20 protein-coding genes are annotated in these 22047 nt (G+C 39.4%); 2 read left to right on the top strand and 18 right to left on the bottom strand.

Annotation, left to right across the window (positions count from 1 at the left end; genetic code table 11):
• Positions 1-12 precede the first annotated feature (12 nt).
• The 12 genes from HS960_RS16440 to HS960_RS16385 form a co-directional block, all read right to left on the bottom strand.
• Positions 13-303 (bottom strand): chaperone modulator CbpM, encoded by a 291-nt coding sequence (locus tag HS960_RS16440; protein ID WP_088160304.1) that lies wholly within the window; start codon positions 301-303, stop codon positions 13-15.
• 4 nt (positions 304-307) lie between these two features.
• Entirely contained in the window at positions 308-1240 is a 933-nt protein-coding gene (locus tag HS960_RS16435) for a DnaJ C-terminal domain-containing protein (RefSeq protein ID WP_153847213.1), read from the bottom strand.
• Positions 1241-1394: 154 nt separating this feature from the next.
• Positions 1395-2969 carry a M28 family peptidase gene (locus HS960_RS16430; RefSeq protein WP_182330075.1) on the bottom strand — a complete coding sequence of 525 codons (1575 nt, stop codon included), beginning with the start codon at positions 2967-2969 and terminating at the stop codon, positions 1395-1397.
• A 180-nt stretch (positions 2970-3149) separates the two neighbouring features.
• Positions 3150-3596 carry a ribose 5-phosphate isomerase B gene (gene rpiB / locus HS960_RS16425; protein ID WP_153847211.1) on the bottom strand — a complete coding sequence of 149 codons (447 nt, stop codon included), beginning with the start codon at positions 3594-3596 and terminating at the stop codon, positions 3150-3152.
• 13 nt (positions 3597-3609) lie between these two features.
• Complete coding sequence (gene tatC / locus HS960_RS16420) at positions 3610-4470, bottom strand: twin-arginine translocase subunit TatC (RefSeq protein ID WP_153847210.1); 861 nt, start codon at positions 4468-4470, stop codon at positions 3610-3612.
• A 76-nt stretch (positions 4471-4546) separates the two neighbouring features.
• On the bottom strand, positions 4547-5902 hold the full coding sequence (accC, locus tag HS960_RS16415) for an acetyl-CoA carboxylase biotin carboxylase subunit (RefSeq protein ID WP_153847209.1): 1356 nt from the start codon (positions 5900-5902) through the stop codon (positions 4547-4549).
• A gap of 73 nt (positions 5903-5975) precedes the next feature.
• The gene (accB, locus tag HS960_RS16410) at positions 5976-6455 is read right to left on the bottom strand and encodes an acetyl-CoA carboxylase biotin carboxyl carrier protein (RefSeq protein WP_153847208.1); all 480 of its coding nucleotides are present in this window, start codon (positions 6453-6455) and stop codon (positions 5976-5978) included.
• A gap of 74 nt (positions 6456-6529) precedes the next feature.
• Complete coding sequence (locus HS960_RS16405; RefSeq protein WP_153847207.1) at positions 6530-7519, bottom strand: beta-ketoacyl-ACP synthase III; 990 nt, start codon at positions 7517-7519, stop codon at positions 6530-6532.
• 7 nt (positions 7520-7526) lie between these two features.
• Complete coding sequence (plsX, locus tag HS960_RS16400) at positions 7527-8465, bottom strand: phosphate acyltransferase PlsX (RefSeq protein ID WP_153847206.1); 939 nt, start codon at positions 8463-8465, stop codon at positions 7527-7529.
• Between the two features lie 106 nt (positions 8466-8571).
• Positions 8572-8763: a 50S ribosomal protein L32 gene (gene rpmF / locus HS960_RS16395; protein ID WP_046672269.1), complete on the bottom strand. Its 192-nt coding sequence runs from the start codon at positions 8761-8763 to the stop codon at positions 8572-8574.
• Positions 8764-8777: 14 nt separating this feature from the next.
• Positions 8778-9314 carry a YceD family protein gene (locus HS960_RS16390; protein WP_153847205.1) on the bottom strand — a complete coding sequence of 179 codons (537 nt, stop codon included), beginning with the start codon at positions 9312-9314 and terminating at the stop codon, positions 8778-8780.
• A gap of 102 nt (positions 9315-9416) precedes the next feature.
• Positions 9417-10067, bottom strand: coding sequence for an epoxyqueuosine reductase QueH (locus HS960_RS16385; RefSeq protein ID WP_153847204.1), 651 nt, complete (start codon positions 10065-10067; stop codon positions 9417-9419).
• Between the two features lie 179 nt (positions 10068-10246).
• Between HS960_RS16385 and HS960_RS16380 the strand changes: the two genes are divergently transcribed.
• A complete protein-coding gene (locus tag HS960_RS16380; RefSeq protein WP_153847203.1) occupies positions 10247-11416 on the top strand; it encodes a hypothetical protein in 1170 nt (389 codons plus the stop codon).
• A gap of 8 nt (positions 11417-11424) precedes the next feature.
• On the opposite strand, the gene HS960_RS16375 is transcribed toward HS960_RS16380, so the two are convergent.
• From HS960_RS16375 to HS960_RS16350, 6 genes are all read right to left on the bottom strand, one after another.
• Complete coding sequence (locus tag HS960_RS16375; RefSeq protein WP_310442314.1) at positions 11425-12276, bottom strand: transglutaminase-like domain-containing protein; 852 nt, start codon at positions 12274-12276, stop codon at positions 11425-11427.
• A gap of 97 nt (positions 12277-12373) precedes the next feature.
• Positions 12374-13033 carry an ABC transporter ATP-binding protein gene (locus tag HS960_RS16370; RefSeq protein ID WP_046672265.1) on the bottom strand — a complete coding sequence of 220 codons (660 nt, stop codon included), beginning with the start codon at positions 13031-13033 and terminating at the stop codon, positions 12374-12376.
• 101 nt (positions 13034-13134) lie between these two features.
• Positions 13135-15528, bottom strand: a complete 2394-nt coding sequence (locus HS960_RS16365; protein ID WP_182330073.1) for an ABC transporter permease — start codon at positions 15526-15528, stop codon at positions 13135-13137.
• 256 nt (positions 15529-15784) lie between these two features.
• Positions 15785-18232, bottom strand: coding sequence for an FtsX-like permease family protein (locus HS960_RS16360; RefSeq protein ID WP_153847201.1), 2448 nt, complete (start codon positions 18230-18232; stop codon positions 15785-15787).
• A 26-nt stretch (positions 18233-18258) separates the two neighbouring features.
• The gene (locus tag HS960_RS16355) at positions 18259-20700 is read right to left on the bottom strand and encodes an ABC transporter permease (RefSeq protein WP_182330071.1); all 2442 of its coding nucleotides are present in this window, start codon (positions 20698-20700) and stop codon (positions 18259-18261) included.
• A gap of 205 nt (positions 20701-20905) precedes the next feature.
• On the bottom strand, positions 20906-21130 hold the full coding sequence (locus tag HS960_RS16350; protein ID WP_153847199.1) for a helix-turn-helix domain-containing protein: 225 nt from the start codon (positions 21128-21130) through the stop codon (positions 20906-20908).
• A gap of 136 nt (positions 21131-21266) precedes the next feature.
• Here HS960_RS16350 and HS960_RS16345 point away from each other — a divergent pair, with 136 nt between their 5' ends.
• A complete protein-coding gene (locus tag HS960_RS16345; protein WP_153847198.1) occupies positions 21267-21938 on the top strand; it encodes a hypothetical protein in 672 nt (223 codons plus the stop codon).
• Positions 21939-22047: the final 109 nt, after the last annotated feature.

Here is a 22047-nt window from a genome sequence, read left to right as displayed (position 1 = left end):
GAAAGCCTTGGATCAATAATCCAGGGCTTTCAATTTATTCTTTAAATGCAAAATTTCATTTTGGAGCTGCTCAACTTTTTCCAATAGATGGCTAGCAACCTGAATTCCTGCAGGGTTTACTTCAAGGTCATAATAGAGATTTGAAAAACGCTCCAATTTTTGGAGCTCCTCTTCATCAATATATTGTTCTTCTTGTTGAATGACAATATGTATGAGTCCGTATTCCTCCATGCTTTGCAGAAAGGTTGTTTCAACCTTTCTTGACTGGCAGAAGTCAATGACTTTAATGAGTGTCGTTTCCATAAGATTATTGTTTTAAATCCTTCAACTGTTGGAACAATGCCTTTTCCTCGGCAGACAGATTATTGGGCATTTGGATATTCAATGTGACATACAGGTCGCCAAATTCACCTTCCTTGCGATATAAGGGGAATCCTTTTCCTTTAAGTCGCATTTTTGCGCCATTTTGACTTTCGGCTTTAATTTTCAGTTTAACTTTTCCGCCGAATGTATCTAAGGTCACTTCGCCGCCTAGAATAGCTGTATAAAGGTCTACATCAAGTGTAGTGTATAAGTCATTCCCCTGGCGTTTAAAACGGGCATCTGGTGTGATATTAATTGTAATATAGAGATCTCCCTTTGGCCCTCCGTTGATGCCCTCACTGCCATACCCTTTCAGTTTGATTTTTTGACCATCTTCCACTCCAGCATGAATCGTGATGCGGATACTTTTTCCATTGATATTGAAGGTCTGTTGATGTGTGGTGTAAGCTTCTTGTAAGGTTAAGCTGAGTTCAGCATTAAAGTCCTGCCCACGAAATGTACTTTGGCGGCCTCCCCCGCGTCTGCTGCCAAACATCTGTTCGAAGAAATCCGAGAATTGCCCATCATCAAAGTTTCCAGTGTACTCGTGGGAACCGCCGCTACCAAATGGATTTCCCCCAGCTCCGAATGGATTTCCTCCGGTGGATTGGGACTGACGGTATTGTTGCTGCGCTTTTTCATACTCCTCTCCATGTTGCCAATGTTCACCGTATTGGTCATATTTTTTGCGCTTTTCGGGATCGGATAATACTTCATTTGCCTCATTAATCTCCTGAAATCGTTGTTTGGCCTCATTGTCATTGGGGTTGACATCAGGGTGGTATTTACGGGCTAGTTTTCGATATGCTTTTTTGATCTCATCAGCTGAAGCTGTTTTATCAATGCCAAGCACTTTATAGTAATCTACAAAAGCCATAAATTATACTTGTTTTGTATTAAAGATAACAATAATTGTGGATAAAAGGTTTATGCTAAAGGTCATTTTAATACATAAAAAAGCAAGTAAACAATCATTTACTTGCTTTTTTATATAGTATAAAGTAATCCTTATTACAGCCGATAATTTGACCTTACTCTTTATTATTGTCAACCACCAGGCGATTTTCTCGATTGGCTATTTGCCATGCGGTGTAAAATGCGAGCTTTTCACGTTTAACCATCAATGGAAAGTCGATCTTGTCATAGGTATCTGCAGGCGTGTGGTAGTCCGGATGCAAGCCCGAAAAGTAAAACACAGATGGTATACCTTTCTTGGCAAAGTTATAATGATCGGAGCGATAGTAGAGGCGCATAGGATCCTTTGGATTGTCATACATATAGTCAATCTCCAGTTTCGTATTTTTTTCATTCTCATTTTTATTGATCTGATATAACTCCGAGCTCAATTTATCTGAACCGATCGCATGGATATAATCGTGATTACCTTTGAGATGTTTGTCGTCAACACGGCCGATCATATCAATATTAATGCAGGCAACGGTGTTTTTCAATGGAAATATGGGATTTTCTGTATAGAATTTGGAACCCAGTAAACCTTTTTCTTCTGCCGCATAGGTGATGAACAAAATACTGCGCCGTGGGCCATTTCCGGTTGATTTAGCTTTAGAAAAAGCACGTGCCAACTCAAGGACAGCTGTTGTGCCCGAGGCATTGTCATCGGCCCCAAAGAAGATATTTCCTTTGGAATCTATTCCATCGTGGTCATAGTGGCCCCCGATCACAATGATTTCGTCTTTTTTATCTGTTCCTTCCAGGTAGCCAAGAATATTAGGATCGGCTAAAGGAGCCGCATCGGTGCCAAACTCAGCTTTAAAATTTGTTGAAATAGCAAAGGAATTCGGTTGTCCCGTACGATTAATCTTTGCAACCACAGTAGCAAGATTGGTTCTCGCTAGGTTTAGAATATAATTTGCTGCATGGTCTGTAATATTGACCACAGGGATCATCGGCGACTTTTCCGGCGCGGGTTGGTCCACCGCCAAATTATAACGGCCCTCAATAGCACGGTCTCCTGCATCCTCCAAAAGTTGAGACAGCTGACTATTGATGGCTAGTACCATTTTGGGACTGTGTTTAAGGATCTCTTTGACTTTTTTATTTCGGGTTGTTGCCCAGTCCGAAGCAGTCTTTTTGCTGGTAATCCATGAATTCCCTTTCTCATCTGTTGGCTCATTTTCATTGATCAACATAACAATCTTATTGTGGAGATCCATGCCTGAGATATCCGAATACTTGGGATCATCTATGCCATAGCCAATAAACACAATTTCATTGCTTTCGAAGAACTTGTTCTCATTGTTGCCAATGACAAAAATGTCCTTACCATGCTGGAATGGTCTATCGTTAATACTAAATTGCTTTACCTTAAAGCTGTTGCGAATTAGCTGCAGGGGTTGGAAATAGGATCCATTGACAGGCGCACTAAGGCCATATTTTTTAAATTCATTGGCAATATATTCTGCTGCCAGGCGCCCCCCTTTTTGGCCGGTCCCTCGGCCTTCAAAATCGACAGAAGCTAATGTGCGCAGATGCTTCTGTGTAGATTCTACTGTGATTTCATCCGCATATTTACTGTTTACGTCCTGTGCTTTTGCACAGCTCATCAGGGAGCATGCGATCCAAAGCAGGTTGTATATTTTTTTCATTGTTTATTTTTTACTAGTGCGACTTTCAACGCTTTATTTTTGTAATTCTAATTAACCGGATTAAGCGAGCATCATCTGCTTAATTCGTATAACAGGTGTCAGTATCTGCACAATATATAAAAAAAAGCGGATGAAAAGTGTAGTTTACCTTTCATCCGCTTCTTAAAAAATGTTAATTTATTAACAGCTACAAGCTATTTTGTTTACACGGTTAGCGTGACGTCCACCCTCGAATTCCGTGTTCATAAATGTGTTGACGATCTTTTTAGCAAGGTCAAGGTCAATAAAACGTGCAGGTATACATACGACGTTCGCATCATTATGCTGACGGGCTAAGGCCGAAATTTCCTCCAACCAACAGATCGCAGCACGGATATTTTGGTGTTTATTCGCTGTGATAGCAACACCATTTGCACTTCCACAAATTAAGACTCCAGCATCAGCTTCTTTGTTTTCTACCGCTGATGCAACTGGGTGTGCGAAATCTGGATAATCAACTGAATCTGGAGAATTTGTTCCAAAGTCTGTTACTTCATATCCCAGTTCATTTAGAAAATTTACCAAAGCTGTTTTGTATTCAAAACCCGCGTGGTCACTTCCAATCGCAATTTTCTTTACGCTGCTCATTTTTATTGTTATTTTATTTTTCTTGTGCTATTTTTTTTCTTTTGACATCCGCAGAAACCATGATACTGATCTCATATAATAAGAACATTGGTGCTGCAACGGTCAACATGGTGATCACATCTGCAGAAGGTGTAATGATAGCGGCTATCACTAAAATAATTACAGTTGCATAACGACGGCTGGCCCGCATAAATTCAGGGGTCATAATGCCTATTTTCGAGAGGATAAATACCAGTATTGGAAGTAGGAAAACAATCCCACAGCCCAATGTTAACGTTGATATCGTAGAAAGGTAGTTATCAATAGTAATCTGGTTGACGATTTCATCACTTAGGGATACATTTGCTAAAAAGTTGATGGATAAGGGTACAACGATGTAGTATCCGAAGAGTGCACCTAAGATAAACAATAAAGAAGCGTAAAAGACAAAACCACGTGCAGACCGTCTTTCTACATCGGTCAATGCTGGTTTTACAAATAACCAGATTTCAAAAAGAAGGTAAGGGAAGCCCATCATCAAGGCCATCAATAAACAGGAGTTTATCTGAAGCATAAATTGACCTGCTAGTTCGGTATTGATGATATTAAAGGGGATTTTCTTGACACAGAAGTCCGCTAAATTGAAAGCATCTGCGGCTTTACACATCATGCGATAGGTCCAAAAATTTAGATTCTTTGGCCCCATGATGATATCGTTGAATACGAAATCGTAGAATGTAAAGGCAATACCTGCAAAGATACAGATCGCAATTGCTGAACGGACCAAATGCCATCTCAAAACCTCAAGGTGGTCAAAAAAAGACATTTCTGCTTCTATATTCTTCCCTTTATCTTTAATAGCTTGTATTAGATCTTTCGAATTAGGTGTACTCATAAAAATTGTTTGGAAACAAAAATACCATTCTTATTGTAAAGAATGGTATTTTTTATGTATGTAAAGATAATTTTATTTAATCTTCTGCTGGATATTCCGTTAGGTCGAAAGTTTCCATAAACTTTGTTGTGAAATTGCCGGCTCTAAAGTTAGGGTCACGCATCAATCTCAAATGCAAAGGAATGGTTGTTTTGATCCCTTCAATGACGAATTCGCTCAATGCACGCTCCATAGTACAGATGGCCTCTTCACGTGTTTGTGCCACAGTGATCAATTTAGCGATCATCGAGTCATAGTTCGGCGGAATTGAATAACCAGAGTAAACATGTGTATCTACACGTACACCATGTCCACCTGGTGAGTGGAAGTTGGTGATTTTACCTGGTGAAGGACGGAAATTGTTGAAAGGGTCCTCCGCATTGATACGACATTCAATCGCATGCATTCCTGGTTCATAGTTTTTACCAGAGATCGGAATTCCTGCGGCCACTTTTATCTGCTCTTTGATCAAATCAAAGTTGATTACTTCTTCCGTTACAGGGTGTTCGACCTGGATACGGGTATTCATTTCCATGAAATAGAAATTACGGTGTTTGTCAACCAAGAATTCGATTGTACCAGCACCTTCATAGTTTACAGCTTTGGCACCTTTGACTGCAGCTTCACCCATCTCAGCTCTCAACTCAGGAGTCATAAAAGGTGATGGAGATTCTTCGATCAATTTTTGGTGACGACGTTGTATCGAGCAGTCACGTTCAGATAGGTGACATACCGTGCCAAATTGATCGCCCACAATTTGGAATTCGATGTGACGCGGTTCTTCTACATATTTTTCAAGGTAGATGCCATCGTTACCGAAAGCAGCAGCAGATTCAACACGCGCAGAATCCCAAGCTGGTTCGAACTCTTCGTCTTTCCAAATGATTCGCATACCACGACCACCACCTCCAGCAGTTGCTTTGATGATGACTGGGTAGCCAATTTCATTCGCTAATGTAATACCTTCTTTTACACCTGAAATCAAACCTTCAGATCCCGGAACTGTAGGAACTCCAGCTTTTTTCATGGTATCCTTAGCACGGGATTTATCACCCATTTTTTCGATCTGTTCTGCAGTAGCACCAATAAATTTGATACCATATTCTGCACAGATTGCTGAAAAGCGTGCGTTTTCCGATAAGAAGCCATATCCTGGATGAATTGCATCTGCATTTGTCAATTCAGCAGCAGAAATAATATTCGGAATGTTTAAGTAAGAATCTCTACTTGGAGGAGGACCAATACAAACGGCTTCATCCGCAAATCTTACGTGTAAACTATCTCGATCAGCAGTGGAATATACTGCGACACTCTTGATACCCATTTCACGACAGGTACGGATAATGCGCAGGGCAATCTCGCCTCTATTTGCAATTAATATTTTTTTGAACATTGTCTTGAATTATGAAGTTTGCAAAAAATGTAGCCCTTTGGAGGCTACATGTATTCATTTACGTAATTGTAAATTACTTAGGCTCAACTAAGAATAATGGTTGGTCGAACTCAACAGGTTGAGCGTCTTCTACCAAAATCTTAACGATTTTACCTGAAACTTCAGATTCAATTTCGTTGAATAATTTCATTGCTTCAATGATGCATAATACAGAACCGGTATTGATATCATCACCAATATTGACGAAAGATGGTTTACCAGGTCCAGCCGAACGGTAAAATGTACCGATCATAGGTGATTTGACTGTAATCAAGTTTGCTTCAGCACTTGCGGCAGGTGCTGCAGGGCTAGCTACTGGAGCTGGCGCCGCTGCTTGTGCAACTTGAGGAGCAGCAATTGGAGCAATAGCAGGAACAGTAGCTGTTACGTACGTAGGCTCTTGATTTGTTTTTATTGTAATTTTAAAATCTTGCTCTTCAATTGAGACTTCATTCACACCTGATTTTGAAACGAATTTAATCAAGTCCTGAATTTGTTTGATATCCATACCCATAGTATTCTAGGTTTTGTTTGTTTCTAAAAAATTCTAACTGTCAAAAGTAATAAATTATACCATAAAATGGACAATTAATACGCCCATTTTAAATAGATGGATCCCCAAGTGAAACCACCGCCAAAAGCTGCAAGGATAAGATTATCTCCTTTTTTCAATTGAGATTCCCATTCCCATAGGCATAAAGGGATAGTACCACTGGTGGTATTTCCATATTTTTGAATGTTCACCATCACTTTTTCTTCTGGAAGACCCACACGTTCTGCAGTTGCATCAATAATACGTTTGTTGGCCTGATGAGGTACCAACCAAGCAATATCTTCTGCCTTTAAGTTATTTTTGACCATAACCTCATGTGCAACATCTGCCATATTGGTTACTGCAAATTTAAAGACCGTACGACCTTCTTGGTAAGCATAATGTAATCCTGCATCTACAGTTGCATGCGACGCCGGATTCAGTGAACCCCCACCTTTGATATTCAAAAACTGTCCTCCGGAACCATCGGTTTTTAAAATAGCATCTTGTATACCCATTCCTTCTTCATTTGGCTCCAACAATACACAACCACAACCATCACCAAATAGGATACAGGTATTACGGTCTTGATAATTGATTACCGAAGACATTTTATCTGCACCGATAACAAGGACTTTTTTATGTGTACCAGCAGTGATAAATTGTGTTCCCGTATTCAGACCGAACAAGAAACCTGAACAAGCAGCCTGAAGATCAAATCCCCATGCATTTGTTGCTCCGATTTTATCGGCCAGAATATTTGCAGTCGCAGGGAACAGCATATCTGGTGTGCTTGTACAAAAGATAATAAGGTCAATATCTGTAGCAGCTATACCTCTTTTTTTCAATAAACCTTGAACCGCAGGTACAGCAAGATCTGAAGTAGCAAGCCCTTCACCTTTTAAGATGCGACGCTCTTTGATTCCCGTTCTGGAAACAATCCATTCGTCGTTGGTGTCGACCATTGTTTCCAATTCTTTGTTAGTAAGGATATAATCCGGAACGTAACCATTTACAGCCGTGATTGCGGCGTGAATCTTTGACATAAATATTCTAATTGAAAATAGATCTGATGCTGTCAATGAACTTAGACTCGATCATATCTCTTGAAAATAAAACCATATTTTTAATGGCCTCAGGCGTCGAAATACCATGGCCAATAATGACAGGAGCATTAACTCCCAAGATGGGGCTTCCGCCGTACTGCTCGTAGTTGAATCGGTCGAAGAAATCATCTTTAAAACCTTTTTTCAATGTCACTACATAAAATGATTCTGCGAGTTTCAAGACGACGTTGCCTGTAAATCCATCACAGACGTAAACGTCGGCATGGTCACTGAACAGGTCACGGCCTTCTGCATTTCCGATAAAGTTAATCTTGTCGTTGGCTTTAAGTAGGGGGTAGGTAGAGGTTGTTAGGATGTTTCCTTTTTCTTCTTCTTCTCCGATATTCAATAATCCCACTTTAGGGTTGGATACATTAAACACATGTTCGGCAAAGACGCTTCCCAAGATTGCAAATTGGTTCAACATCTCTGGTTTACAGTCCGCATTAGCGCCGACGTCCAATAAGATTCCGAAGCCTGATTTTAATTTGGGAACAATGGATGCTATTGCAGGACGTAATACGCCTGGGATAGCTTTAACGCTGAACATTGAGCCCACAAGCATGGCGCCAGTATTACCAGCAGAAGCGAATGAGTCAATTTCTTTTGTTTTTAAATATTCAAATCCCTTCGCAATACTTGAGTTGGGTTTTTGAGTTATCGCTTTGGTTGGATGTTCACCCATTGCAATGACTTCTGGAGCCTCTACATATTCAAAGTCAGATGAATTTCCTCCGGCTTGATTGATTAATTGTTTAGTCTCTTCAGTTTTACCAAAAAGGACTATTCTTTGGTCTCCAGTAAGCTGTTTTTGTGCTTCAATAGCACCTGTTATCGTTGCTTTAGGAGCATAATCTCCTCCTAAAATATCTAAACCAATCTTCATCCGTTATTATTTAGTAAATCAATAATACGCAAAAAACATCCCAAAGTAAAGCAAATTTCTAAAATAGTGCTTGTCTGGGATGTTTTGGTGTTATGAAAGGTTTACCTTAGACAACAGCTGTATTTTCAATGATCAATTTACCGTTGTAGTACAAGTTTCCGTCTACAGTATACGCACGGTGAGGTAAATGAACTGCGCCAGTTTCTTTACATACTGTCAAGCTTGGAGCTTCAGCTTTATAATGTGTTCTTCTTTTGTCTCTTCTTGATTTAGAAGTTTTACGTTTTGGATGTGCCATCTCGTATTTTTGTTTTAGTTATTTTTAATATTTCTCAATGCTTCCCAACGTGGGTCGATAATTTCTTCTTCTTTTTGTTCTTCTGAATCAGGCTCGCTTGTAAATAACGCGAGCATCTCAGGATCACATTGTATGCCTTGTCCCTGCTCTTCACATTTAACGAAATAGGGAACAGCTAAATTAATGTATTCGTATAATAACTCAGCTATATCCAACTCATGGTCGCTTTTGGATAAGATCAACACCTCTTCGGTATTATCTGTCCAATCTTCATCCGTGAATTTGACTAATATTCGTTCTTGAATTGAAATCGGTGACATAAACTCTTTTAAGCAGGTATCACAAGTCAATTGAATTTCGCCTTGGATATCAAAATGCAAAATCAATAGATTTTCTTGTTTTTGCAATTCAACTTCTGCTTTCAGGTTGCCATCTTTTACAATCGAATGTTCGTAGCAGTCAAAGAACTTTTTATTAATGTCAAACTCAAAATTGTGCTTTCCAGCGTTGAGCCCCGAAAAGGGAATTCTGTATTGTTTTAGATGTTTCACAATCTTGCATTTGAGCCTGCAAAGGTATGTATAAAATCATTAGGATAGAAATATTTTTTTAAATATTCCGAAGCAAAGCTTTATATACACCAGTAACAGGGCTTATTCATAATAATTTTTGCCTAACTCTATCTTTTCGCGCCCATGTGCCATACGCCATTTGTTGGTGTCACGTAGCGAATAAGCACAGCCGCAATATTCCTGCATATAGAACTTCTCCTTTTTGGAGACTTCAAGCATACGGGCAGAACCACCTTTCTTGCGCCAGTTGAATGTCCAATACTCCATCCCTTCATGGCGGGAGGCAGCACGTAAACCACAATCATTGATCTGCTCCATGTTTTTCCAGCGGGAGATACCCAGCGAACTTGAAATCACATCAAAGCCATTCGCAGCCGCATACTCAGCTGTTTTTTCAAAACGCATATCAAAACACATGGTGCAGCGAATGCCTCTTTCAGGCTCTTGCTCCATCCCTTTGGCCAAATCAAACCAATGATCAACATCGTAGTCCGCATCAATAAAAGGGATATTATGTTTTTCCGCAAATCGTATGTTCTCGTCTTTGCGTAAATCATATTCTTTGCGGGGATGAATATTGGGATTGTAAAAATAGATTGTAAAATCGATATCCGAAGCAATGAGCGCTTCCATCACTTCTCCTGAACAAGGAGCACAGCAGGAGTGTAAAAGTAATTTTTTGCCCTCTCCCGGTAATGCCAACGTCTCCCTTACAAATTCCTTATTTTCCATAATCGTATGTGCTAACAAAAAACAAGGACAATTTTAATCAAAAAGTAGCGAATTGACAAATATTTCCGTTTTACTTATGCGAGTTTGTCCTTAAAAGAATTATATAAATTCGTTTATATGCTGCATATATTAGTAGATTTGTATGTTTAACGCAATACGCTATTTTTAATAAAAAATATATGAAATTTTCATTTCAATCCTTTGTTATTCTATTCTTTGCCAGTATAATAGGTTTCACAGCCTGTAAGAAACTGGATGATGAACCTCAGCGAACAGAGGCTACTTTGATCTCCAGATTGTATGTTTCTTTCTTGGATTACGACCAGAACAATTCTGCGCTTAAAAACATGATGATTATCGATCCGGCTGATACGACCAACTTGGATAATATCTATCAATATCTTTCTCCGGCAAAGGGTGGTGGTCCAATTCTTTTTGATGCTGCTGCCCGGGCTATCTTTCAGGCGAGTGTTACGGCACAGGATACCTTTCTTCAAGTGATTCCATTTGCCAATGAGATCTATGGAATTCCTGGTAATGCAGGTGCTATTGGATACACCGGTTTTACCAATGTAAGGGGGTTGGGCTACTATACTTATGCCCAACAAAATGGTGCTTCTGGATCTGTTACAACACCATTTCTTTTGGCTGTTACAAATCGTGGAGCAGGTAACTCCATGTTATATGCTATAAGTACACCAAGTGGAAAAGTAGGTTCAAAAGGTGGAGCACCGATCATTGACAAACAGATTAACCTTGGGACCATTGTTCCGAGTTCACTGACCTTATTGAACAGCATCACGAGTGATAGTAATGAGAAATTGTTGCTGATTGGTTTTAATAATGAAGGAACAGAAAATAAAAGTGGTTTTGCGGTATATTCACAACTCAAACAAGAACTCATCGACCGTGCTCGCGATACCATTGTAGCTTCCACTAGATTTACGCCAATGATGAAAGTATATATCAATGGTAAAACGGGATTAGGCTCGGTGTCATATGCTCCCAAAAAGAACTTGTTGGCGGTAACTTCCGGTAGTGAAGTACTATTTTTTAAAGATCCAAAAACCTTATTTAGCGGCGCCACGGATAAAACGAACGTGGAGCCGGACTATGTTGTCGGTGGGGCTAATACAGGCTTAGTAAAACCTTGGGGGATAGCCATTGATGACCGTACAGAACAAGGGAAATTCTTTTATGTTTCTGATCTAACGAATCGTACAATTTCGCGTTTTCCATTAGTTAGCTTAGGCGAAGGCAATGTAAAACCCGATATTGCGGCGAAAACCTATGGCTCCATGACACCTAATTATATCTTTTTAGATGCTCGTGAAGCTAATGTTTTCTAACATGCAGTTTAAGCAAGCAACTGGAAAAGCTCTTTGATTTCCTGTTGCTTGTTTGAACTTTCATGTTCTTCGTAGGCAGACATCAGGTTTCGTAAAGCTCGTTTAATGATTGTCACATTGTCGCAGGGATAGGTAAATTCTCTATCCGGATTGAGGTTCAGTTGCTTCAAAAATGAATTTACATCGCTTTTCTGCATAACCTGCCCACGATTAAAGGCATTGATGTAAAACAGCACATTTTCATTCCCTTCTTCATCCGAATCCATATACGCCAAAACAAAATGCTTTGGTAAATTAATACCGTAGATTGGAATGTCCAATTTTTGTGCAATGATACTATAAATGCAGGATAGGGTTAAGGGATTTCCCTGTTTGGTATCGAGCACTTGACCAATATAGGAATTCTGTGGGTGATGATAATCCTTTGTATTTCCTGCTAAGCCGAAGGAGCCAAAAAGAACATGATTCATCAGGTTCACTTTTTCCAGTGGGCTCATGTCGTAATGCAAACCGCGCCATACCTCAGTTTTGAGATCCTCTATCGCCAAAATAATCTTGTGGTCTTGATAAGAAGGATATTGATAATTATTGAGGATAATTAATCCTTCCAGTAGATTGAATGAGTTACTCAGGTTCCAGATCTGTAACTCGTTTTTGGTCTGATCAAATTGAATTTCATGAATGATATTCTCTAACCGCCCCTGTATTCTGGGATCGAAGCTTGATTCCCAAAATTTTTCCAAATAGGGTACAACCTCAGGACCTTGGCTTTTTAACTGGTGTTCCACTTCCTGAATAATCTGTTGGTCGGTGTCGTCCAACAGGGATATAAGCGATTTCAACTCTCTCTCATTCATCATAACGAAGTTAAAGAATTGATTCGAAATATGAGCTAAAAAAATCCCTAGCGTAATTGATGTACTGCGTAGGGATTATCCAGGTTAAATTGGCATACAATTATTTGAGCTGACCATCCAGCATATTGACAACTCTTTTGCCGTATTCGGCATTCTTTTCAGAGTGGGTTACTTGTATAATTGTAACACCATCATCGTTGAGCTGTTTGAATAGATCCATGATTTCTTCACCTTGTTTGGAATTTAAGTTACCCGTAGGCTCATCGGCCAGCAATAACTTGGGTGATCCCGCTAATGCACGCGCTATACCTACAATCTGTTGTTGGCCACCGGATAGCTGGGCTGGGAAGAGATCCTTCTTACCAACAATACCAAAGCGATCGAGCATATCGGCAACAATAGCTTTTCTTTCTTTGCTCGAAATGTCCTTATAGATCAAGGGTGTTTCAATATTTTCATATACGGTCAATTCATCCAGGAGATGGTAAGCTTGAAATACATAGCCGATGTGAGATTGGTATAGTTGCGTTCTTTTTTTCGCTTTCATTTCCAATACATTCTCGCCCATAAAGATATATTCACCTTCATCAGGTTCATCGAGCATACCGATAATATTTAATAAAGTCGATTTTCCAGACCCTGAAGGTCCCATGATGGAGATAAAATCACCTTCAGCGATATCGAGACTTACATCTTTAAGGACGAATGAGCGTGTACCACCTACGTTATACCACTTGAATAAATTTTTTAATTGTATCATTTTTTAGTATTGAGATCTTAGATATTCGTATTTATATTTTTACTAGTAACCATATTTATTGTTCGATTGTGGGGTAAGGCCCTCTCTGCTCATATTATCTTTTATTCATCGCGCAGGCTATCTATTGGATTTGTTTTTGCGACTTTGATAGATTGGAAACTGATGGAAACCAATATGAGTATAAATATGCAAAATATTGGGATCAAAAACGACCACCAGGACAGCTGAATGTGATAGGCGAAATTGGAAAGCCACCTATTCATGAGCAGATATGCTATTGGAAGGGCTATGCCGATCCCGATCAGAAAGAGCTTGAAAAATGGTTTGTTCAATTGAATAAAGAGCAATTGTACCGACGCTCCTAGTACTTTACGGATGCTCATTTCCTTTTTTCGTAATGCCGCCTGATATGCCGCCATACTGAACAGCCCTAAGGCCGCGATGATAACAGAAAGGCTGGTGAAACTATTAAAAGCAGTCTGCAATTCTTGCTGTTTTTTGTGCTGTAAAGCATATTGCTCATCCATAAAGGAATAATCAAGGGGCAGATCTTTTGTGGATGGATTTTTCTCCCACTCTGCTTTGACTGTTTGAATTGCCCGATCGACCATTCCTGGTTTTGTTTTGACCATGAGGGTTGTTTGCAAGCGCATGCTTCCGCATTCACTTTTAAATGAATAGATGGTCGGTTGAACTACATTTTCAAAACCATAAGCTTTACTGTCTTTGACCAGACCGACAATTTCGAAGTTGACATCACAGCCTTTAATTTTAGCCCCCATAGGGTTTTCAAGTCCTAAATTTTTGGCTGCAGATTCGTTGATAATAGCATAGTTGGCCAAGGAATCGCGAAGCAGTTGATCTATTGAAATATTGGTGTTCCCCTGTATGCTGGGGATATTTAACGTCTTGAAGTATTTAGGATCAATGCCGACATGTGCGAATGAAACAGTTTTTTGTGCATAAGAAAAATCCATTTTAGGAGGCTGTTCGCCCTCTCCTGGGATATTTGTTGCCGATGCGGTAGCTGCAATACTCGGGTCATTTTCTAATCGACGTTTTAATTGATTGTAGGTGTCTTTATTGTAATACATACCTACACCTTTGAAATTGACAACTTGTGCAGGCTCAAACCCTTTATCCGCCTGTTGCATATAATTTAGCTGTGCTCTAATAACCAACATGCCCGAGATAAAGAGGATAGCCATACTGATCTGGAAAGTTAGCAAGGCATTTCGGAATGTTCCTTTCTTTAGTATTGAGGATAATCCGCCTTTGAGCAGATTGACGGATTTGAAGCCAGAGAGTACGATCGCTGGGTATATTGCCGATAGAATTGTTGTCAATAGTACGGCAATAGCAAGTTGGGCGATTGTCTCCGAACTCAAAATATACCCCTTAAGATCATCATTGAACCATTTTTGGAGGATATTTCCTGTGAGGGCCAAAGTAACGAAACTTAGGATTGCAGCACTGAAAGTCAGAATAAATACTTCCAGTACCAATTGCCTGACGATAGCCCAACGTGAGCTTCCCAATATTTTTTTTAGGGCAAGCTCTTTAAGTCGTTGATCCGCCTGTGCCATAATCATGTTGGCAAAATTGGCCGAAGCAAGTAAAAGAATCAAGACCGAAAGAATACCAATAATCCACGTAATGATATAAGCCGTGTTATTTCCCGTTTTTGGCCGAAGGTGAAGGTTGGCAAGTGGATCTAGATAGATTTTTCCCTTGGCATAACTGGATGAGCGTATTTTATCTTTTGGTGCAATTTCTTTCTGGTAAAGCGCATTGATGCGATTGGTCAACTTTGTGATATCCGTACCGGGCCGAACCTGAATATAAGTTTGATACAAAAAGGGATTATTATCGGCAAAGAGATCCTGCGGTTCACGGATAAAAAGGAGATCGTAATCAATCATGGACAGACCTTGCTTTTTGATGGTGCCGTAGATTGTTTCCTTCATTCCAATTTGTAGACTTAGAGCTGGAATCGACTGGGGACTGTCAAAATTTAAGTCTTCTTTTTTGAATAGTTGTTCGGCAATATGGCTTTTGACCATGGTCGCATCCTTTTGGTCCTTGTTTTTGTAGAGCGGTCCGGTCGCATTTTCGATTTGAAAGATTCGTGCGGCTGAGGAGTCAATCAGTGCAGCATTTTTAATAAGGACTGTTTTTTCACCAAAAAGGGGATAACTTCCGTAATTGTAAACTATTTTTCTACCTGCATATACAATATCAGGTAAATTCTGTTTTAGCAATGGAGCCAGAGAAGGTGAAGTTTCGTCCGTAAATGCACCTTCTGCTTCAAGGCCAATTTGGTAGATATCCTTAAAATGTGGATTCCATTTATCGTAACTCGTTTCCCGATTGATGTATTGATAGGAAAGGATAAAACCCGTAAAACCCAAGGTCAGACCAACAATATTTAAGAAAGTAAAACCTTTATTTTTTAGGAGTTTACGCCAAGCTAGTTTGAAATCATTTTTTGCCATTTTTTGGAGGATATTATGTTTAAACTAATGCGAACCAATTCACTCAATTAAAATTACAATCCCCTTGCCAGTGTCGTAATAGTTTTATTATAAATCACTTATCGTGTTTTTGTTTTGTTTTTGGATGTTCGATTTCGAACAGTTTACGTCCAGAATCGAACATCCACGCCCCCTGAGCCATTGGTTCATTGCCCACCACGCAACAGGCAAGGCAATTACCAAGGCAACAAACACCAATTTTTAAGATCTTCTGACTTTATTCATCCCTTAAACTATCGACTGGATTGGCACGGACGACTTTCCAAGTTTGATAACTAATGGTTCCAAATGCAACCAGGATTGCACTGAGACCCGCTAGAATAAAGTAGAACCAATTGATTTCTATTCGATAGTTGAAATCTCTCAACCATTGATTCATTGCCCACCACGCAACAGGTGTGGCAATGACCAAGGCTACAAACACCAATTTTATAAAGTCTCCCGAAAGTAGTCGGAGTAATCGGATGGAACTCGCGCCGAGAACCTTACGGACACCGATTTCCTTGGTACGTTGCTGGGTCACATAGGTTGCCAGTCCGAAAAGTCCCAGAGCTGCAACAAAGATGGCTACAAAAGCAAAGCAGCTGAAGATATTTTTCGTCCGTTGGACATCTTGATAAAGGGAAGCAAAGCCCTCATCCAAAAAGCTGTAATTGATTTTTTGATCAGGCGCAAATTTATTCCATACCATATTTATCTCATCCAAAGTTTTAGCCATATCGGTTGACTTGGTCTTGATCGAAAACATGGAAGGACTATTGGCTAGTGTCATACAAACGGGATAGTAGCCCTCATCTTTCATCGATTCAAAGATAAAATCGTCGACGACGCCGATAATGGTCCACGTCATGCCATTAGTAATTTGTGCCCCAATCGGATTTCCCTTGATGCCTAGATCAGCAAGCATTCTTTTGTTAACAATAGCGCCAGTACTATCCGAAGTGATATGTGGATCAAAGTTTCGGCCTGCTATAAGTTTTAGTCCAAATGTAGTGAGGTAGCTTTCGTCGATATTCCAGAATTGCCCACCTTCTCCCAATTCAAGATCTTCTTTTCCTTTGGCCCAAAAAAGATTCCCATTTCTTTTTGCACCATCCAATTGAACCGGTAAGTAGTCGCCGATGGAGACATCACGAACTGTTGGAATGGCTTTCAATTCATTTTTTAATTCTTTTGCCCGAGAGGCAATACCTGTTACACCACGAAGTACAATGACCTGATCTTTATCAAAGCCAATGTCTTTATTAAGCATAAAACTGATTTGCTGATTTGCAATGAGTGCACTGATGATCAGTATAATAGATGTTGCAAACTGGAAAATAACCAGTCCATTACGTAGCAACGAAGATTTAGGATTAGCAACCGATTTACTTTTTAATGCGTTGATAGGTTGAAATCCTGATAAATAGAACGCTGGGTATAAGCCAGCAAGGATACCGATGAACAATATGCTCAAAATCAGCGAAGGAACAAAGTACCACACTGTCCACGGTATAAACAGCGCTTTGTTGGCTAGATTGTTAAATAGCGGTAATAACAGGAAGGCTAATAATAACCCTATAAGGAGTGAAATAAGACTGTAACATATCGCTTCGGTCATAAATTGGATAATCAGTGTCCGTCGATTTGATCCAATGGTTTTTCGAATCCCGATTTCTTTGGCTCGCGTTGCTGCATTCGCCGTTGATAGGTTGATGAAGTTTATACAGGCAATCAATAATATAAAAAATGCAATGCCCGCAAATATCCAGACCATCTTAATGTCGCCTTGATATTGTGTCGCCATTCCATATTCCGAAATATTCTTCGAGTGCAGGTGCATATCAAGCGCGTTTTGAATCAATACGGTTGATTGCATCATTTCGGGTGATATTTTCATTCCATTTTTTTTGTTGAGCAAAATATAATGGTCCTGAATATAGTTTTTTGAAATGCTACGCTGTGCGTTGGCAATATCTGTATTCTCCTTCAGTTTTACATAGGTAATGTAATTTGTCGCGCCCCAATTGTTTTGTTCACCCGGATAAAATGGTTCCCCTGCTAGGGATATAAAATAATCATAACCATAAAGACTGGAATTGTTTGGAACATCATCGATCACAGCCGTTATGTTGTATAAAACATTTTTATTATTGTTCAAATAGATGGTTTGTCCTACTGCATTTCCTTTGAAATATTTCTGAGCCCTACTTTTGGTAATGACTATCGCATTGGGTTTGTCCAGCGCATGTGATAACTGTCCTTGTACGACCGGAAGCGGAAATATTTCCAAAATGGACTGATCAATATAAACAAAACCTTTATCAAGGTAGTTCTCCGCACGGCCATTTACAGTAAACAAATTGCTTCCGGCACCAAATAAGGTATTGGGTAAAATGCGACCGGCTAACTCAACACTTGGGATTTCCTCTTGCAAGGTTTTAGCTGCTGGGGCAGGAAAGGAAAAGGTTTGCCTTACTTTATCTCCATCGGGTGCTGAAACGATAAGACGGAAAACACGGTCCATGTTGGGATACATTTTATCATAACTCGTTTCATGTCGAATGTACAGCATAATAAGAATGCAAATGGCAATGCTAAAAGCGAACCCGCCGATCTTGATGATCGAGTAAAGCTTATTGTTGACCATATTTCGCCAAGCGATCTTTAAATTATTTCCTATCATAATAAAAGTCTTTTACGGTTTTGTATTTATTCATCACGCAGGCTATCCACAGGATTGGTGCGAATGGCTTTCCATGTCTGATAGCTGATTGTGCCTAAAGCAATTAAAATGGCACTCATTCCCGCAAGAATGAAGTATAGCCAATTTATTTCGATTCGATAGTTAAAATCTGTAAGCCATTGGTTCATTGCCCACCACGCAACTGGTGTGGCAATGACCAAGGCTACAAACACCAATTTTATAAAATCTCCAGACAATAATCGGAGTAATCTAATCGCATTGGCTCCAAGTACCTTACGTACGCCAATTTCTTTGGTCCGTTGTTGTGTCACATAAGTTGCGAGACCGAAAAGCCCGAGTGCAGCAACAAAAATGGCAACAAGAGCAAAACAAGTGAATATATTCTTGGTCCGTTCCACGTCTTGATAAAGGGCCTCAAAACCTTCGTCCAAAAAGCTGTAGTTAATTTGTTGATTTGGGGCAAATTTGTCCCATACTCCTGTGATATCAGCGAGCGTCTCTTTGAGATGTTGCGGTTTTACCTTAATAGAGAGAAGGGAAGGATTGCCTTGTAATGTCATACAAAGCCCTGCGTACCCCTTATCCTTTAGCGACTCAAAAATAAAATCATCTACTACGCCAATGACCGTCCATGTATTGCCATTGGTGATTTTTGCTCCAATGGGATTCTTTAAGTGAAGTTCGTCGGCCAATTTTTGATTGATAATAGCCGAACTGCTATCGGTGGCTCTGGTAGGATCAAAATTTCGTCCTTTATTTAAATGAAGACCGAATGTGCTCAGGTAATCCTGATCGATTTCCCAAAATTGGCCCTGTGTAGCCATATCAAGATCTTTTCTGCCATCGACCCAGAACGGATTGCCATTTCGTTTGGCACCATCGATGGGGACTGGAAGAAAATCACCCATGGAAACTGAAGCAACATTGGGGAGGCTCTTTAGTTCATTTTTTAAACTTGGAAGCTGTTTCGATAATGTTCCAATACCGCGAAGCACAACGACTTGTTCCTTGTCAAATCCCAGATCTTTGTCCAATATGTAGTTTATCTGTTTATTGGTCACCAATGCTCCAACGATAAGGATAATTGAGGTTGCGAATTGAAAGACAACCAAACTATTCCTAAAGAGCGAAGATTTAGCGCCAATGACATTGTTTTTCAGTGCGGTGATTGGTTTAAATTTGGATAGATACAGTGCTGGATAGATCCCGGCAAGGCCACCGATCACCAATATAGCCACCAAAAGAGAAGGAAAGAAGTACGCTGCTATCCAAGGAATGGTTAAGGATTTGTTGGCTAGATGGTTGAATACGGGTAGTAGTAGCCAGCTAAGAAAGAGCCCAATAATCAGTGACAATACACTATAACAAATTGCTTCAACAAGAAATTGTCCAACAAGCAGCTTCCTGGAGGAGCCAATAGTCTTACGGATACCAATTTCTTTTGCTCTCGTTGCTGCATTTGCTGTCGATAAGTTGATGAAGTTAATACAGGCAATGAACAAAATAAATAAAGCTATTGTTGCGAAGGTCCAAACCATGCGAATATCCCCTCTGTTCAATGTACTAACTTTATCGTCGCTTATATCCGCAGATTTTAAATGCATGTCGAGTGCATTCTGTAAAGTTATTTTTGCCTGCTTGAAAAGCGGATTAAGTTTACGTCCTGATTTTAGATATTCAGGGAGATAATGTATCTCTAAGTAATTCTTTGAAATTTCTTTTTCTGCCAGTGCAACATTTACGTTGGGTTTTAATTTGACATAAACGGTATAATTGTTATTGAGCCAAGCAGTCTGTTCGCCTTGATAAAAAGGTTCTCCAGCGAGCGACATAAAAAAACTATAACCGGCAAGGGTCGAATTGTTGGGCATATCTTCAATGACCCCGGTGATGGTATACGCCTTAGATTTATTGTTGTTGAGATAGATCGTTTGTCCAATTGGATCATTTTTAAAGTATTTTTCGGCTTTGCTTCTGGTGATAACCAATGTGTTGGGCTTGTCGAGTGCATGGGACAGCTGGCCCGAAACCATTGGCATAGGAAACATGTCGAGAATGGACTGGTCGACATAGATAAATCCATCATCGTAATGGCTATCAGGGCTGTTATTTAATGACAATTGGTTGCTGCCCGCACCGAATAACGGATTGGGTAGGATGCGCCCCGTTTGCTCAATGGACGGTATTTCTGCTTTTAGGGTTGGCGCTACCGGTGCAGAAAGTGAAACCCAGCGCTCGGTTTTATTCTCAATAGGTAACTGAACAACCAAGCGGTAAATTCTATCCATAGCCGGATAAAACTTATTATAGCTTGTCTCATGTTTTATATATAAAACAATAAGAATACAGATCGCAATACTAAAGGCAAAGCCACCAATCTTGATGAATGAATATAGCTTGTTTTTTGCCATATTCCGCCAAGCTATTTTGAGATTATTTCCTATCATAGCAGAATTTTTTTAGCGCCTGAATGACTGGTAGTTATAATCAAAACAGACGTTTAAGCTGAAATCAATTGCGTTGCCATTTTGTTAATATGTTGATAACTAGTTTGTTGGTTTAAATTTGAAACGCCAGTCTGTACGATATCGAACAGTTTGGCGTTCAGTATCGCACAGACGTTCTAGGCGCTGGCGTTAAATAGAGAATTGCTTAATCTTCAATATCTTTCAGCTGGAGATGATCACATAGTTCGAACATCATTTTAGCTGGATCAGTATCAATAGCCAATGCGATCAGGTACATTTCATCCAAACGCAATTTAGCCGTTTCGGTCATCGTTAACTCATTGATTCTCGCCTTACTTAAACCTGTTTTGCGTGCAATTCGCGATTTATTAACGGATTTCTTCTCTAAAAATTCACCTAGTTTTGTCATAGTTATGATTTAGTATGCTCTTGTTTTGTATAGATAAATATACAAAATGTTATTTTTATTTATACATATGTTTTTATTTTTAGAATATTTTCTATTCTTTTGTATTGAATAACTATACAAATAAATTGAGCATATTATGAAAAAGAAAAGTAACCAACACTTAACTAAGCTTTGTAAGAGAAAATGTGATGAAATAGAAATCTTAATATTTTATAGTATGCTTTTGCAGCGTGTCTCACTCGGTCTATCTCCACAAGAAGTTTCTTTTTTAATGGGGAAACCATTGGATTTTATGAGCAAGATTGAGTCTTTCAAAATTAAAACGATTCTTGCTATTGATTACTATATATTTTGTCGTGTGTTGAATGTGAGTAGTACGAATTCCATAATGCTGCCAGGTATGGACATAAACTTACAGAAACATACTTACGAACTCGAAGTGACAACGCTCAATGATCGTGTTGTTTATTTGTTAAGCCGACTGGATGTTGAAGAGGGGCAACGGATAATAGAGTTCAAGTTGATAGATGCTCGTCATGATATTGATCCTTATGAAGACGCTACAAAGTTAACTGTCGAAAAAATTAATAATTTGATAACTGCGGAAATAAATGAAGGATATTTTAGTGTAGATAGAAGCCCTTCCGAAATACATAAACGCTGTTGTGAAAAGCTTGACAAATATATCCAACCTAAAAACCTGATGAAGATACTTGAAGATTTGCTCAATCGGTCTGATGAGCTTAAACTTATTCGGAAAGAATCAAAATATGGATTTGTTTATCTATCGAAAAGCTATGGTGGTTAAAGGAATAAGGAGTTACTCTTCCAGTAGCTGTTCGCAACGAATAGCTACTGGAAGAGTATAAAGATACTGAGCCGTAGGGAACCAATTATAAACTACTACACCCAATTCA

The sequence above is a fragment of the Sphingobacterium paramultivorum genome (genome assembly GCF_014109745.1).
GTDB lineage: Bacteria > Bacteroidota > Bacteroidia > Sphingobacteriales > Sphingobacteriaceae > Sphingobacterium > Sphingobacterium paramultivorum.
The sequence above is the reverse complement of the archived record's forward strand: the minus strand, read 5'-3'. Positions and strand labels throughout refer to the sequence as shown.

Excerpts from the sequence above, each read along its gene's own strand:
- accC (WP_153847209.1), bottom strand. The coding sequence starts at position 5,902 with ATGTTCAAAAAAATATTAATTGCAAATAGAGGCGAGATTGCCCTGCGC.
- plsX (WP_153847206.1), bottom strand. The coding sequence starts at position 8,465 with ATGAAGATTGGTTTAGATATTTTAGGAGGAGATTATGCTCCTAAAGCA.
- tatC (WP_153847210.1), bottom strand. The coding sequence starts at position 4,470 with ATGAGTACACCTAATTCGAAAGATCTAATACAAGCTATTAAAGATAAA.
- rpiB (WP_153847211.1), bottom strand. The coding sequence starts at position 3,596 with ATGAGCAGCGTAAAGAAAATTGCGATTGGAAGTGACCACGCGGGTTTT.
- HS960_RS16380 (WP_153847203.1), top strand. The coding sequence starts at position 10,247 with ATGAAATTTTCATTTCAATCCTTTGTTATTCTATTCTTTGCCAGTATA.
- HS960_RS16405 (WP_153847207.1), bottom strand. The coding sequence starts at position 7,519 with ATGTCAAAGATTCACGCCGCAATCACGGCTGTAAATGGTTACGTTCCG.
- rpmF (WP_046672269.1), bottom strand. The coding sequence starts at position 8,763 with ATGGCACATCCAAAACGTAAAACTTCTAAATCAAGAAGAGACAAAAGA.
- HS960_RS16430 (WP_182330075.1), bottom strand. The coding sequence starts at position 2,969 with ATGAAAAAAATATACAACCTGCTTTGGATCGCATGCTCCCTGATGAGC.
- HS960_RS16385 (WP_153847204.1), bottom strand. The coding sequence starts at position 10,067 with ATGGAAAATAAGGAATTTGTAAGGGAGACGTTGGCATTACCGGGAGAG.
- HS960_RS16350 (WP_153847199.1), bottom strand. The coding sequence starts at position 21,130 with ATGACAAAACTAGGTGAATTTTTAGAGAAGAAATCCGTTAATAAATCG.
- HS960_RS16375 (WP_310442314.1), bottom strand. The coding sequence starts at position 12,276 with ATGATGAATGAGAGAGAGTTGAAATCGCTTATATCCCTGTTGGACGAC.
- HS960_RS16370 (WP_046672265.1), bottom strand. The coding sequence starts at position 13,033 with ATGATACAATTAAAAAATTTATTCAAGTGGTATAACGTAGGTGGTACA.
- HS960_RS16345 (WP_153847198.1), top strand. The coding sequence starts at position 21,267 with ATGAAAAAGAAAAGTAACCAACACTTAACTAAGCTTTGTAAGAGAAAA.
- HS960_RS16360 (WP_153847201.1), bottom strand. The coding sequence starts at position 18,232 with ATGATAGGAAATAATTTAAAGATCGCTTGGCGAAATATGGTCAACAAT.
- HS960_RS16435 (WP_153847213.1), bottom strand. The coding sequence starts at position 1,240 with ATGGCTTTTGTAGATTACTATAAAGTGCTTGGCATTGATAAAACAGCT.
- HS960_RS16365 (WP_182330073.1), bottom strand. The coding sequence starts at position 15,528 with ATGGCAAAAAATGATTTCAAACTAGCTTGGCGTAAACTCCTAAAAAAT.
- HS960_RS16440 (WP_088160304.1), bottom strand. The coding sequence starts at position 303 with ATGGAAACGACACTCATTAAAGTCATTGACTTCTGCCAGTCAAGAAAG.
- accB (WP_153847208.1), bottom strand. The coding sequence starts at position 6,455 with ATGGGTATGGATATCAAACAAATTCAGGACTTGATTAAATTCGTTTCA.
- HS960_RS16355 (WP_182330071.1), bottom strand. The coding sequence starts at position 20,700 with ATGATAGGAAATAATCTCAAAATAGCTTGGCGGAATATGGCAAAAAAC.